The organism is Devosia rhodophyticola, from assembly GCF_028816475.1.
Lineage (GTDB): Bacteria > Pseudomonadota > Alphaproteobacteria > Rhizobiales > Devosiaceae > Devosia > Devosia rhodophyticola.
Genome location: NZ_CP118247.1, coordinates 2320719 through 2333590 on the forward strand (window position 1 = coordinate 2320719; position 12872 = coordinate 2333590).

The 12872-nt window shown below is 57.2% G+C and carries 14 protein-coding genes; 3 read left to right on the top strand and 11 right to left on the bottom strand.

What is annotated here, in order from left to right:
- Nucleotides 1-16 precede the first annotated feature (16 nt).
- From PSQ90_RS11390 to tkt, 11 genes are all read right to left on the bottom strand, one after another.
- Entirely contained in the window at nucleotides 17-1042 is a 1026-nt protein-coding gene (locus tag PSQ90_RS11390) for a peptidoglycan -binding protein (protein WP_282210424.1), read from the bottom strand.
- 3 nt (nucleotides 1043-1045) lie between these two features.
- Nucleotides 1046-2041, bottom strand: a complete 996-nt coding sequence (locus PSQ90_RS11395; RefSeq protein WP_282210425.1) for a flagellar motor protein MotA — start codon at nucleotides 2039-2041, stop codon at nucleotides 1046-1048.
- A gap of 137 nt (nucleotides 2042-2178) precedes the next feature.
- A complete protein-coding gene (locus PSQ90_RS11400) occupies nucleotides 2179-2973 on the bottom strand; it encodes an inositol monophosphatase family protein (RefSeq protein WP_282210426.1) in 795 nt (264 codons plus the stop codon).
- A 3-nt stretch (nucleotides 2974-2976) separates the two neighbouring features.
- Nucleotides 2977-3543: an elongation factor P gene (efp, locus tag PSQ90_RS11405; protein WP_282210427.1), complete on the bottom strand. Its 567-nt coding sequence runs from the start codon at nucleotides 3541-3543 to the stop codon at nucleotides 2977-2979.
- 121 nt (nucleotides 3544-3664) lie between these two features.
- On the bottom strand, nucleotides 3665-4435 hold the full coding sequence (locus PSQ90_RS11410) for a tetratricopeptide repeat protein (RefSeq protein ID WP_282210428.1): 771 nt from the start codon (nucleotides 4433-4435) through the stop codon (nucleotides 3665-3667).
- A 29-nt stretch (nucleotides 4436-4464) separates the two neighbouring features.
- A complete protein-coding gene (locus PSQ90_RS11415) occupies nucleotides 4465-4683 on the bottom strand; it encodes a hypothetical protein (RefSeq protein WP_282210429.1) in 219 nt (72 codons plus the stop codon).
- Complete coding sequence (locus PSQ90_RS11420; protein ID WP_282210430.1) at nucleotides 4683-5279, bottom strand: thiamine phosphate synthase; 597 nt, start codon at nucleotides 5277-5279, stop codon at nucleotides 4683-4685. Before PSQ90_RS11420 ends, PSQ90_RS11415 begins: the two co-directional genes overlap by 1 nt.
- Nucleotides 5280-5452: 173 nt before the next feature.
- Entirely contained in the window at nucleotides 5453-6481 is a 1029-nt protein-coding gene (locus PSQ90_RS11425; protein WP_282210431.1) for a class I fructose-bisphosphate aldolase, read from the bottom strand.
- Between the two features lie 141 nt (nucleotides 6482-6622).
- Nucleotides 6623-7828: a phosphoglycerate kinase gene (locus PSQ90_RS11430; protein ID WP_282210432.1), complete on the bottom strand. Its 1206-nt coding sequence runs from the start codon at nucleotides 7826-7828 to the stop codon at nucleotides 6623-6625.
- Nucleotides 7829-8025: 197 nt separating this feature from the next.
- Nucleotides 8026-9033 carry a type I glyceraldehyde-3-phosphate dehydrogenase gene (gap, locus tag PSQ90_RS11435; protein ID WP_282210433.1) on the bottom strand — a complete coding sequence of 336 codons (1008 nt, stop codon included), beginning with the start codon at nucleotides 9031-9033 and terminating at the stop codon, nucleotides 8026-8028.
- A gap of 47 nt (nucleotides 9034-9080) precedes the next feature.
- Complete coding sequence (gene tkt, locus PSQ90_RS11440; protein WP_282213045.1) at nucleotides 9081-11054, bottom strand: transketolase; 1974 nt, start codon at nucleotides 11052-11054, stop codon at nucleotides 9081-9083.
- Between the two features lie 290 nt (nucleotides 11055-11344).
- On the opposite strand from tkt, the gene PSQ90_RS11445 reads away from it, so the two are divergent.
- The 3 genes from PSQ90_RS11445 to PSQ90_RS11455 are packed head-to-tail and all read left to right on the top strand — an operon-like array spanning nucleotide 11345 to nucleotide 12869.
- Nucleotides 11345-11626 carry a DUF4164 family protein gene (locus PSQ90_RS11445; protein ID WP_282210434.1) on the top strand — a complete coding sequence of 94 codons (282 nt, stop codon included), beginning with the start codon at nucleotides 11345-11347 and terminating at the stop codon, nucleotides 11624-11626.
- Between the two features lie 26 nt (nucleotides 11627-11652).
- Nucleotides 11653-12030 (top strand): cell division protein ZapA, encoded by a 378-nt coding sequence (locus tag PSQ90_RS11450; RefSeq protein WP_282210435.1) that lies wholly within the window; start codon nucleotides 11653-11655, stop codon nucleotides 12028-12030.
- A gap of 38 nt (nucleotides 12031-12068) precedes the next feature.
- Entirely contained in the window at nucleotides 12069-12869 is an 801-nt protein-coding gene (locus PSQ90_RS11455) for an ion channel (RefSeq protein ID WP_282210436.1), read from the top strand.
- Nucleotides 12870-12872 lie beyond the last annotated feature (3 nt).

Here is a 12872-nt window from a genome sequence, read left to right on the forward strand (position 1 = left end):
CGTGTCCGCCTGCCGACTATCCCTCGGTCAACTTGAATTCGATGCGGCGGTTGCGGCGATAGGCTTCCTCGGTGTCTGCCGGGTCAAGCGGGCTGAATTCGCCAAAACCGGCGGCAACCAGGCGATTGGGTGAAACGCCTTTGGTCACCAGATATTTGGCAACCGAAATGGCGCGGCTGGCTGAGAGCTCCCAGTTGGATGGGAACTGCGCATTGGAAATCGGCCGCTTGTCGGTATGTCCGTCAATGCGCAATACCCAATTTATGTCGGTTGGAATTTCGGTTTCGAGTTGCAAAATAGCATCGGCAAGTGCATCAAGATCGGGCGTTCCAGCATCGGAAATGCTAGCCTGACCGGGCGCAAACAGTACCTCGGACTGAAAGACGAAGCGGTCACCAACGACGCGGACGTCGGCGCGGCCTTCCAGAATCTGGCGCAGACGGCCAAAGAAATCTGAACGGTATCGCGTCAGATCCTGCACACGCTGTGCCAGCGCGACATTGAGGCGCTTGCCTAAATCAGCAATCTGAGTGCGACTTTCGGCATCGCGGTTCTCAGACGCTTCCAGCGCTGCCTCAAGGGCGCCGATCTGTTGGCGCAGCGCTGCAAGTTGCTGGTTGAGCAGGGCCACGGCGGCGTTTGCTTCGTCGGACATTTGCTGGGTATCGATCAGATCTCCCTGCAATTGGGCAATGGTGTCGTCCTTGCCCTCCAATCCCGTACCAATGCCGGCAAGTCGGGTGGAGAGGTTGGCTTTGTCGGCCTCGGCGCTTGAGAGCGTCGCCGTCAGATTGGCGATGGTGGATTCCAAATCGTCGGAATTGGCCCGCTCGAGCTGCAACTGATCAGTCAATTCGGCGATCTGGCTATTGAGCCGGGAGAGCGCATCGTCCTTGCCCAGAATTTCCTGCCCAAGGAAAAATTGGGTCAACATGAAAAGCGACAGCATGAAGATAATAACGAGCAGCAGGCTCGATAGCGCATCAACGAAACCGGGCCAATAATTGGCCTCGACGCGGCGACGGGAACGCGTGCCGGCCATGGGCTAGTTCCGCCGCTCGGTATCGTTCTCGGCCAACAGGGCCTCTATGAGATCGCGCAATTTCTTGTTGGTGTCGCCCTGCTCATGGATATGTTTTCGCAGGTCATCCTGTTCGGTTCGAATGTGCTTGACCAGCCCATCGATACCACGCGCCAGCTCGGCCATGGCACGAATGGCATTTTGGGACGAGTTGGAGTTTTGCATGGTGCTATCGAGACGTTCGAACATGGCCTGCATTTCGGGGCCCTGCACACCCAGGCCATTCGCCTGCATCGCCGTAACGGGATGATCGAGTTCGGTCATTGAAGTCATCCAGTCTTCAAGATCGGTATAGAAAGCGTTTTGCGACTGGCTGGTCTGAAGATCAAGGAAGCCAAGGATCAAAGAGCCTGAAAGGCCGAACAGAGAGGATGAGAAGGCGGTCCCCATGCCGGCAAGGGGGGCGGTAAGGCCTTCTTTCAAATTGGCAAACAGGGTGGCGCTATCACCCGAAGTCACATCGAGCGCATTGATCACGTTGCCCACTGACGTCACTGTCTGCAGCAGGCCAAAGAAGGTACCCAGCAGGCCAAGAAAGACCAGCAGTCCGGTCAGATAGCGCGAGGTATCCTTGGCTTCGTCAAGGCGATTGCCGACGCTGTCGAGGATGGAGCGCATCGAGGAGGGGGTGATGATGGCTTCCCCAATGCGCTCGCGCAAGATACCGGCAACGGGAGCGAGTAGCACGGGTTGGCGGGCGCTGGAATTGGTGCCATCCTGAAGCGAATTGACCCATTGCACTTCGGGAAACAGGCGAATGACCTGACGAAAACTGAGAAAAACGCCGACTGCCAATGTAAAGCCGATGAGGCCATTGATGAACGGGTTGGCCCAGAAAAATGTGATGATGGTGTTGTAGAGGATTGCGCCGACCAGCAGCACCAGAACCAAGAAAATAACGATCTTGATCAGGTAAACAGTGGGGCTGGCGAGATGATAAGGATCATAGTCTTGCGTCATATCGGCCTAAACTCTTCCCATACCAGTACCAAATCAGCTTTGAGATTAGTCAGACCATGATGGCCTGACAATGACAAAGGTCAAGACTGGGCACCAGGCGCAAACCCCAGCAGGGGCCGATGGATCGAATGATTAAGCTATTTGACCGCCTGCAACTGCTTGAGAAGCAGTAATTGCAGCGTTTCATTGCCCGCGACCACCTCGCCATTCCAGACGTAACCGGGTTTGCCCGAATAATCTGAAACAAAACCGCCTGCTTCCTTGACCATCAGGGCGCCCGGCGCAACGTCCCACGGTGACAAACCTGCTTCCCAAAGCGCATCAAACCGGCCTGAAGCGAGCCAGGCCATGTCGACAGAAATCGACCCGGTGCGGCGAATGCCAGCGACGGCTGGATTAAGGTGCGTGACTTGACGCAGGCCCAGGGCATCGTTGGGTGTTCCCTGGGTTTTGATGCCGGTGACCAAAACGCTGTCGGCCAGATGCCGACGCCCACCGACGCGCAGTCGCTTGCGGTCGTTCAACCAGACGCCATTGCCTTTTTCAGCGGTGTAAAGTTCGTCCATCACCGGGTTGTAAATGACTGACGCCACGATTTCGTCATTACGCTCAAGCGCGATAGCGACGGCAAACAGCGGGATGGAGTGCAGGAAATTGGTCGTGCCGTCGAGGGGGTCAACGATCCAGCGATGCGCGCCGTCGGTGCCGGTTACCTCGCCGCCTTCTTCCATCAGGAAGGCGTACGTGGGGCGTGCCTTGCGCAATTCGTCAAAGACGATCTGCTCGGCGCGTAAATCGGCCTTGGAGACAAAATCGGCAGGGCCCTTGCGGGAGACCTGCAGGCTTTCAACCTCGCCAAAGTCCTTGGTGAGCGATTTTCCGGCCTTGATGGCGGCCTGAACCATGACATTTAGAAGAGCTGAACGTGCCATAAATTAATCTGCCCGACGCAAGTAGGTGACTTCGGTGGTATCCACAACGATGCGTTCACCGGTGTTGACGAATTGGGGTACCATGACCTTGAGGCCGTTGGCCAGCTTGGCTGGTTTGAACGAATTGGCGGCGGTCTGTCCCTTGACGGCAGGATCGGCTTCCAAAACCTCAAGAATGACATTTGAGGGCAGGCGAATGCCAAGCGGCGTCTCTTCGTGCATTTCGACCGTGACTTTCATGCCGTCCTGCAAAAAGGCTGCGCGATCGCCGACAAAATCCCTGGCCAGTTCGATCTGCTCGTAGCTTTCCTGATCCATGAACACCAGGGCATCGCCTTGCTCATAAAGAAAGGTGAAATCGCGGAATTCGAGTTCAACCTGCTCAAGGGTTTCGGCCGACCGAAAGCGTTCGTTGAGCTTGGTGCCGCCAAGAATGGCCTTGAGTTCGACCTGGGCATAGGCACCGCCCTTACCGGGCTTGACGTGATCGACCTTGACCGCAACCCAGAGGCGATCCTGATGCTGAATGACGAAGCCGGGTCGGACTTCGTTGCCGTTGATTTTAGCCATTGGTGTGACTTCTTGTTGGTGCGTCAGGCAGTGGCTGCCGGCAATGGCAGCCAATAGGCGCTGGCACGAAATGGTCTGCCCGGAATGGGATGGCGCTTATTGCCCCAGAATGGGGCCTGGATCAAGGCTCTTGGGGGACTTCGGTTGGTTGGGGTAGCGACGGCGTTGGCCCAGGGCTGGAGCTTTCTTCCGCGCTTGGGGGATTGCTGGGCCAGAAGCGGGCACGTTCTTCGGCTTTGGCCAGTATTTCGGGCGGCACCGGCGCCAGCAAATCATCAAGGGTGGGATCGTTGAGGCCCTGACGGCGCGATAGGGCGCGCCACATGGCAGCGTCTTCGAGATTAGCAGTCACCCCTTCACCAACCGCCAACAGCTTTGCGTATCGATTTTGCGCCACTGCATTGCCTGCATTTGCAGCGGTTGCGTACCAGCGTACGGCACCATCAAGATCGCGCGGTATGCCCTGGCCAAGATAGAGCAAAGTTGCGTAGTCAATCTGGGCGCTGACCAGATCCTGTTCGGCCGCCAGTTCGATGTAATGGGCGCCTTCTGTGGCATTGGGGGCGACACCGGCGCCGTCAATCAGCATTGTGCCGTAGTCGTACTGGGCTTCAGGCAGCTCCGCGTCGGCTGCCTGCTTCATCATACTGGCCGCCTTAATGAGGTCGGGCGCCGCATAGCGTCCCTCGACATGGAGCAGGGCGACATTGTAAACTGCGGGGATATAGCCGGAATTGGCAGCGGTGGTGAACAGTTTGGCTGCCCGCTCGCGGTCGCGGGGGACGCCGGTGCCGTTTTCGTAAAGCAGGGCCAGTTCGAACGTGGCCAGAATGTCGCCATTATCGCTGGCCAATTGATACCATCCAGCGGCGCGTTCGGCATTTTGAGGCACGCCTTGGCCGTTTGCATAAATTTGGCCGATCAAGGTTTGTGCGGCGGGATCTTTTTTTCGGCTCGCGGCAGAGCGAGCGATAAGGCCGTCAGATAAAAACCGCGCTGATAGGCACCGTAGGCGTCGTCAACGCGGATACGTGGGCCAAAAACGGCAGAACTAATGGATTCCGCCTCGTTCGATTGTGCCATTGCTGTTGTGACAAATGCCAGAAGCGCGGCAACCACGATATAGAGGTGTGGGCGCATCAGGCCTCCTGCTGACTGAAGAAAGTCGTGAGAAACGCTGCCGGATCTTCCCGTTGCCAGAGGCTTTGGGACAGAGCCAGAAATTCGGCGCCCAGGGCATCAACCAGATCGGCCCCCGCGTCTGGAGCGCTCAGAACGGCTGGGATTTCGAAGGTCTGGGCCCACCATTGCGCGAGTTCGGCGCCATTAGCCTTGCCATTTTGTTCCAACGGACCAAACAGCAGGTAATCGATGTTCAACTCCCCGAGGATCATCGCATCGTGGCGGCTGTCGCAGGGGCCAACGCCGACAATCAGGGCGGGCTTTGCCGCGGCAATGGCAGCTTTGGCGGTCTTGATATCGGGGCCAACGTGCACGCCATCGGCGCCCAGCGAAATGGCAAGCGCAGAATCATCTTCGACCAGCAGAGCACAGGCCGATGATTGGGCGATGGGCAACAATGCCTTGACCAGCGTCTCATAGGCAGCCGGGCTCAGATCGTGCCGGCGCACCAACAGGGCGGAAACCGGATTTGCGGCCAAAACTGTCTGCAACAGTGCCGGGAAGCGGGTGGGTTCTGCATTGGGCGGCGTCAGCAGGTAAATTTGTGCGGCCATGGGCTTTCGGATCATTGAGTGGGGGTGCTATGCCCCCGCATTTGGGCAAGAAAAGGGAGACTAGTGCATAGAGCCAAAAGGGGTGTGAGTGCAATGATTGGAGCGACAAAACAAAACAGGCGCAACCCTTGCGAGTTGCGCCCTGTGTGACGTTTTGACGTCAATGGACTATATCAGGCGGCCTTGTCGATCTCGGGACGCCACTGGCCCAGCGCTGCCAGCGAGTTCATTTTGGCGCGGTGGCTGAAAGCTGCCTGTGCAGGCTCGAAATTTTCGCGGCGACCGGCCCAAGTGCGCAGGGCGACATTTTGCAAGGCGCGACCGTAAGAGAAAGTTAGCGGCCACGGCTTGTTTTCAATCTGGTTCATTGCTGAAAGATGGGCTGTGGCTTCTTCGTCGGTCTGGCCACCTGAAAGGAATGCGATACCCGGCACAGCGGCCGGGACGTGTTCGCGCAATACCTGCACAGTGCGGCGCGCAACGTCGTCCACGGTTGGCCGATCACGCGAATTTACGCCCGAAAGCACCATATTTGGCTTGAGCAACATGCCCGCCAGATCAACGCCCGAAAGGCGCAGTTCCTTGAATACGGCTTCAAGGACATCGCCAGTTACATTGGCACAACGCTCGAGCGAATGGTTGCCGGGTTCGCCATCGCCAACCACCTCGGGCTCAACGACAGGAACAATGCCGGCTTCCTGGCAAAGGATCGCGTAGCGGGCCAGGGCGTGGGCGTTGGCGCGGATATTGTTGCGGGTGGGGGCTATGTCGTTAATGGTGATTACCGCGCGCCATTTGGCAAAGCCGGCGCCAAGCAGGGCGTAGCGCTCCAGACGCTGCCGCAAGCCATCAAGGCCTTCGGTGATTTTTTCGCCGCTATCGCCGGGCATCGGAAATGCGCCGCGGTCAACCTTGATGCCGGGAATGACATCGGTGTCGTCCATGATAGAGCGGAATGCGGTGCCGTCAGCGGCATGCTGCTCAAGCGTCTCCTCGGTCAGGATGACGCCGGAGATATAGCTCGTCATGGCCTCGGTCGAACGAAAGAGCATTTCGCGGTAGTCGCGACGCAGATCGAGGGAATTGGGCAGGTTGATCTTGGCAAAGCGCTTGGCGATTGTGCCTTCAGACTCGTCAGCGGCCAAAATTCCCTTGCCGGGGGTCATCAGTTTTTGGGCAATCGCGTTCAACGACTTTGTCATCTAGTTCAAACCTCAATTAATGGGATGAGGCGAGATTAGACTTTAGTGGCGCAGAGTCGATTATACGAATGGCTATACGACTAAAGGCGAAGAAGATACCCGCCACTTGTAGGTGTCAAAAATATGTTTTAATTCAGTTGGTTAGCGTGTTTTCAAGGCTTCAACGCCTGGCAGCGGCTTGCCTTCCATCCACTCAAGGAATGCCCCTCCTGCGGTTGAGACATATGTCAGGTCCTTCTTGACCCCCGCGTGGGCCAATGCGCTAACCGTGTCGCCACCGCCGGCTACTGACACCAGTTTGCCATCATGGGTGCGTTTTGCGACGTGCCTGGCGATTTCAACGGTGCCAGCGTCAAACGGGTGCATTTCGAATGCGCCGATCGGGCCGTTCCACACAACTGTGTGCGCATCGTCGATGGCCCCCTTGATGCGCTCAATTGAAGAGGGGCCAATATCGAGGATCATCCCGTCTGGATCGATGGCATCGACGCCATATAGGCGCGTTGGTGTGTCTGCTTTGAAATGCCAAGCGACGACGCCGTCGATTGGCAGGATGATGGCGCACCCGCTGTCAATGGCTTTGTCCATGATGCGCAGGGCGGTTTCGGCGAGATCCTTTTCGCAAAGGGATTTTCCAACACCGAACCCTTGAGCGTGCAGGAATGTATTGGCCATGCCGCCGCCGATGACAAGTCCATCAACGCGGGTGACAAGATTTTCGAGTAGATCGATCTTTGAAGAAACCTTTGCGCCTCCCACGATGGCGACAACCGGCTTTTTGGGTTGCCCCAGCCCTTTTTCAAGCGCGCTCAGTTCTGCCTGCATGGCAAGGCCAGCCGCTGCGGGGAGAAGATGGGCCAGCGCTTCGGTCGAGGCGTGGGCGCGATGGGCTGCGGAAAAAGCGTCGTTGACATAGACGTCGCCAAGCGAGGCCATGCGCTCGGCCAGCGCCTTGTCATTGGTCTCTTCGCCGGGGTGAAAGCGCGTATTTTCGAGAACCAGAACGCTGCCGGCGGGGGCATCATCAATGGCCTTTCCCGCCGCTGAAACGTCGACCCAGTCGGTTGGCACGAAGCCAACCGGATGTCCGGTCAGATTAGCAACGCTGGGGGCAACGATCTCGAGCGAATAATCGGGGTCAACTTTGCCCTTGGGGCGGCCAAAATGGGAAAGCAAAATGGCTTTCCCGCCGTATTTGACGATTTCACGGATCGTTGGAACCAGCCGCTCGATCCGCGTCGCATCGGTGACTTTTCCATCGCCGACCGGGACATTGAGATCGGCGCGCAGGAGGACGCGCTTGCCCTTGAGATCAAGATCAGAAAGGGTTTTGAACGATGCGGACATGAAGCGCCTCCGGAATATGCAGGTGGTCGTGCCTAGCAGAGTGGGGGCGGAGGGGGAAGAGGGAACGCAGCGGGACAGGTTGGGCAAATTGAAACAGGCGGATCGCCGCCTTGGCGAGGTGCAATTATCGGCGTTGTCGCAGGGACGCAAAAAGGGCGCCCCGCCGGGGCACCCTTGCGAGATGGTCTGCCAAAAAACTAGAGAGTTTTTCCCAGAGCAACCGCTGTGTCGGCCATGCGGTTGGAGAAGCCCCATTCATTGTCGTACCAGCTCAGGACGGCCACGAAATTGCCGTCCATAACCTTGGTCTGGTCGAGCGCCACAGTCGAGGAATGCGGATCGTGGTTGAAGTCGATAGAGACATTCGGGTGGGTTGTGTAGCCGAGAATATTCTTGAGCTGGCCATCGGCGTATTTGCGTACAATCTGGTTGATCTCGTCTGCTGTTGTATTGCGGCTGGCGATGAACTTGAAATCGACCAATGAAACGTTTGGCGTCGGGACGCGGATCGATACGCCGTCGAGCTTGCCTTTGAGTTCTGGCATGACCAGACCGATGGCCTTGGCGGCGCCAGTTGAGGTGGGAATCTGCGACATGGCGGCAGCGCGACCGCGATAGAGATCCTTATGCATGGTGTCGAGTGTTGGCTGGTCGCCCGTATAGGAGTGGACTGTGGTCATCATGCCGCGTTCGATGCCAACGGTTTGGTTGAGCACATAGGCCAGCGGCGCAAGGCAATTGGTGGTGCACGAGGCATTAGACACCACAACGTGCTCTTTGGTGAGTTTGTCGTGATTGATGCCATAAACCACGGTCAGATCGGCGCCGTCGCCTGGTGCCGAGATCAGAACCTTCCTGGCCCCGGCCTTCAAGTGAGCCGAGGCCTTCTCCCTTGATGTAAAAATGCCGGTGCACTCAAGGGCAATATCCACGCCCATGGCCGCGTGGGGCAATTCGGCGGGGTCACGTACTGCCGTTACCTTTATAGGGCCCCGACCGACGTCGATAGTGTCGCCATCTACAATAACCGTGCCATTGAAGCGACCGTGGACGCTATCGAAACGGAACAGGTGGGCGTTAGTTTCGACCGGGCCGAGGTCGTTGATGGCCACGACTTCAATATCGGTCCGGCCACTTTCGATGATGGCTCGCAGGACATTGCGACCAATACGGCCAAAACCATTGATGGCGACACGAATTGCCATGGGAGACGCTCCTAGTAATTGAAATCGGGCAGAAGAGTTGGGCTCTCTTACAACTGTGCGGTGACAGCTTCAACAACGGCTTGAGGCGTAATACCAAAGAATTGATAGAGATCATCAATGGGACCTGAAGCGCCAAATGACTTCATGCCGACAAAACGCCCGTTGTCGCCGAGCAGCCTGTCCCAACTCATCGAGATGCCTGCCTCAACCGCAACGCGCGCTTTGGCCGCACCCAGAATTTCGGCGCGGTAGGCGTCGGACTGCTGATTGAACAGTTCGAGCGATGGTGCCGATACGACGCGGGCCGAGATGCCTTTTTCGCCCAGTGCCTTCATCCCTTCAAGCGCGATGGCGACTTCTGAGCCGGTGGCGAAAATAACCGCATCGGCGTCAAGGTCACCGGCGAGCGTGTAAGCGCCCTTGGCCGACTTGTTTTCCATGGTGTATTCGGTGCGCACGGTCGGCAGTCCCTGACGCGACAACGCCAGAATTGAGGGTGCCGTGGTGCTTTCAAGCGCCAACTGCCAGCATTCGGCGGTTTCAACGGCATCAGCAGGACGGAAGACCAACAGATTTGGAATGGCGCGGAGTGTTGATAGATGTTCGACCGGCTGGTGGGTTGGCCCATCTTCACCCAGCCCGATTGAATCGTGGGTCATGACGTAGATAACGCGCTGTCCCATGATTGCTGAAAGGCGGATTGCGGGGCGGGCGTAGTCGGTAAAGACCAGGAAGGTGCCGCCGTAAGGGATAAGGCCGCCATGCAAGGCAACGCCGTTCATGGCAGCCGCCATGCCGTGTTCGCGAATGCCATACATCATGTAGCGTCCGGTACGGTTTTCAACGGTGAAGGGCTTGGTTTCCTTAGTGTCAGTCAGGTTGGAGCCTGTGAGATCTGCTGAGCCCCCCAGTGTTTCGGGCAGGGCTGCGTTGATTACATCGAGCGCCATCTGGCTCGACTTGCGGGTTGCAACCTTGGGCCTGTCTTCACCCAATTGACGTTTGTAAGCGTCCATGGCTTCAAGAAAACCGGTTGGCAGCGTGCCGTTCTGGCGGCGTTCAAACTCGTCCTTATGGGGGCTGGCGGCAAGCCGGGACTGCCACTCGCCGCGAACATTCTGTGAGCGCATGCCGGCGGCACGCCATACCGAAAGTGTATCGGCGGGAATTTCGAAAGCCGGATAGCTAATGCCGAGCGCCTTTTTTGCCCCCGCCAGTTCCTCAGCCCCCAGTGGGGAGCCGTGGACCTTGTTGGTGCCGGCCTTTTTGGGAGCACCAAAACCGATGGTGGTCTTGGCAGCGATCAGGGTGGGCTTGGAGGATTTTTTCGATTTTAGGAGCGCCGCTTCGATCGCCTCCTGATCGTGACCGTCAATTTCAATGGTGTTCCAACCTGATGCCTTGAAGCGGGCGATCTGATCGGTTGAGTCCGAATTTGAAACGGCACCGTCGATGGTGATCGAATTATTGTCCCAGATCAAGGTCAACTTGTTGAGCTTGAGGTGACCGGCCAGCGCGATGGCTTCCTGGGAAATACCTTCCATCAGGCAACCGTCTCCGGCGAGGCACCACGTGTGATGATCCACAAGATCATCTCCAAATTCGGCAGCCAGCTTGGCTTCAGCGACGGCCATACCGACGGAATTGCCGACCCCCTGACCCAAGGGCCCGGTGGTGGTCTCAATGCCCTGGGCGAAGTGGTATTCAGGATGGCCCGCGGTCTTGGAGTTGAGTTGACGGAAATTCTTGATCTGCTCGATTGTCATGTCTTCGTAGCCGAGCAGGTACAGCGAGGAATAGAGCAACATGGAGCCGTGTCCGGCAGAGAGCACAAAACGGTCACGGTCGGCCCACTTGCTGTCTGCGGGATCAAATTTCATGACCTTGGTAAACAGAACCGTCGCGATGTCGGCGCAGCCCATGGGCAGGCCAGGATGGCCGGAATTGGCTTTTTCGACCGCATCCATGGACAAGGAACGGATTGCATTGGCCAAATCGTTTTGCTGGGCTGTGTTGGTCATGGGGAATTTGCTCTGTTTCTGGGCTTCAAAACCGGGGGAGAAGGTCATCCGACCTCCTTAAAATGGCATTGTGGTGGCATAACAGGCCGACATGTCGCTGTTCAAGCCAAACCGTTCGTCAATTAGGTGAATATAGCGCTGGATCGACCGCCAAGCGTATTTTTTGACGGCCACGAGCATGATATAATGTTTCGTACCAGAGTTTGTCGTTAGATGGCCATAGTTGCAATGCAATCCGGGCTGGGGCTTACTGGTTGAACGGTCGTCGGGCGGGCAGGGGATTTGAGACGATGAGCATGGACCAGCTTGAAGATGGGGTCGAGGCCGCCTCGGCACGATTCGATCGGGCATTGGCGCGGCTAGATACCAGCGTTAAAAAGTTCAACGCGCGTATTGGCGAGTTGCACCGCATGGAGGTCGACACCCAGCGGCTCGTATCAGAGCGAGCCAAGTTGGCCAGTGAACTCGACAAGGCTTCAGCCAGAGCCAAGCGTCTGGATGATAGTGCTCACGATGTTTCGCGCCGCTTGGTCGAGGCGATGGAAACCGTGCGCGATGTTCTGGCCAAATAGGGACAGAAAGTTGGAGGTAGGTGCCGATGCCAGAAGTTAATGTCGAGATCAATGGGCGCAAATATCGCATGGCCTGCGAAGAGGGCCAGCAAGAGCATCTGCTAGGGCTGGCACAGCGATTCGACGTGCAGGTCGAGGGTCTCAAGGAGGCCATCGGGGAGATCGGCGACAACCGCCTGACCGTGATGGCGGGCATTGCAGTGCTTGACGAGCTGGTGGAGGCGGAACACCAGATTTCGGCGCTCAAGGCGCAGGTGTCCGAACTGGGGCGTGACGGCCAAAAAATGCGCGACAAGACAACGGCACTTGAGCAGAAGCTGGCCAACAAATTGGGCGACGCGGCGCAAAAGCTGGAAGCGGTCGCTAATGCAATTGATGCCTCCGCGCCGGCGACCCAAAATTAGCAAGCGGCTGAAATATTGCAGCAGTTCGGGGTGCTTGCATGGCCAATAGTAGTGACGGTGTCCCCGACACAGGGTTCAAGCGGTTCCGCTCAACATTGCGGTTGCTTTATCATAGCCAATCACCGACAGCGCAGCGGTTTCAATTCTCGGTCCTTGTGGTCGATCTTGCGATCATCATCTTCTTTGTTGCCTCGCCTCTGTTGCGCGAGGATGCCTCGTTTTTGTGGATTGACTATTCGGTTGCGCTGATCCTGGGGTTGGATTTGGGTGCGCGTGCGCTGGCTTCAACTGATGTGCGCCGCTGGCTCAAGCAGCTGACTGTGGTCGTTGACATCTTCATTCTGATGACGTTGCTGGCACCGACGCTGTTCTTCAATCTGGGATTTTTGCGCATATTGCGGCTGTGGACCATGTCGCGGACCAGCATCATGTGGCGGCCGCTGCGTCGGCACGGGTTTGGCGAATATCGCGAAACCATTCAGGCGGTCATCAATCTGATGGTGTTCCTGTTTGTGGTGACCAGTTTCGTCTACACAGCGTTCGCTGATCGCAATGGCGGGATCGCTGGTTATGTCGATGCGCTGTATTTCACGGTGGCGACCGTGACCACCACTGGTTTTGGCGATGTGACACTGCCGGGCACGTTTGGCAAACTGGCCTCGATCATCATCATGATCATTGGTATTTCGCTGTTTGTGCGGCTGGCACAGGCGATTTTTCGACCAAACAAGGTGCATTTTCCGTGCCCGCAGTGCGGGCTTCAGCGGCACGATCCGGACGCTGTGCATTGCAAGGCTTGTGGGATTATTCTCAATATTCCCGATAGCGGTAATTACTGAGTT

What these genes read in the sequence shown, in the direction of transcription:
- PSQ90_RS11425 (WP_282210431.1), bottom strand. Translation starts at nt 6,481, where the DNA reads ATGACAAAGTCGTTGAACGCGATTGCCCAAAAACTGATGACCCCCGGC.
- PSQ90_RS11395 (WP_282210425.1), bottom strand. Translation starts at nt 2,041, where the DNA reads ATGACGCAAGACTATGATCCTTATCATCTCGCCAGCCCCACTGTTTAC.
- PSQ90_RS11450 (WP_282210435.1), top strand. Translation starts at nt 11,653, where the DNA reads ATGCCAGAAGTTAATGTCGAGATCAATGGGCGCAAATATCGCATGGCC.
- PSQ90_RS11445 (WP_282210434.1), top strand. Translation starts at nt 11,345, where the DNA reads ATGAGCATGGACCAGCTTGAAGATGGGGTCGAGGCCGCCTCGGCACGA.
- gap (WP_282210433.1), bottom strand. Translation starts at nt 9,033, where the DNA reads ATGGCAATTCGTGTCGCCATCAATGGTTTTGGCCGTATTGGTCGCAAT.
- efp (WP_282210427.1), bottom strand. Translation starts at nt 3,543, where the DNA reads ATGGCTAAAATCAACGGCAACGAAGTCCGACCCGGCTTCGTCATTCAG.
- PSQ90_RS11400 (WP_282210426.1), bottom strand. Translation starts at nt 2,973, where the DNA reads ATGGCACGTTCAGCTCTTCTAAATGTCATGGTTCAGGCCGCCATCAAG.
- PSQ90_RS11390 (WP_282210424.1), bottom strand. Translation starts at nt 1,042, where the DNA reads ATGGCCGGCACGCGTTCCCGTCGCCGCGTCGAGGCCAATTATTGGCCC.
- PSQ90_RS11430 (WP_282210432.1), bottom strand. Translation starts at nt 7,828, where the DNA reads ATGTCCGCATCGTTCAAAACCCTTTCTGATCTTGATCTCAAGGGCAAG.
- PSQ90_RS11415 (WP_282210429.1), bottom strand. Translation starts at nt 4,683, where the DNA reads ATGCGCCCACACCTCTATATCGTGGTTGCCGCGCTTCTGGCATTTGTC.
- tkt (WP_282213045.1), bottom strand. Translation starts at nt 11,054, where the DNA reads ATGACCAACACAGCCCAGCAAAACGATTTGGCCAATGCAATCCGTTCC.
- PSQ90_RS11420 (WP_282210430.1), bottom strand. Translation starts at nt 5,279, where the DNA reads ATGGCCGCACAAATTTACCTGCTGACGCCGCCCAATGCAGAACCCACC.
- PSQ90_RS11455 (WP_282210436.1), top strand. Translation starts at nt 12,069, where the DNA reads ATGGCCAATAGTAGTGACGGTGTCCCCGACACAGGGTTCAAGCGGTTC.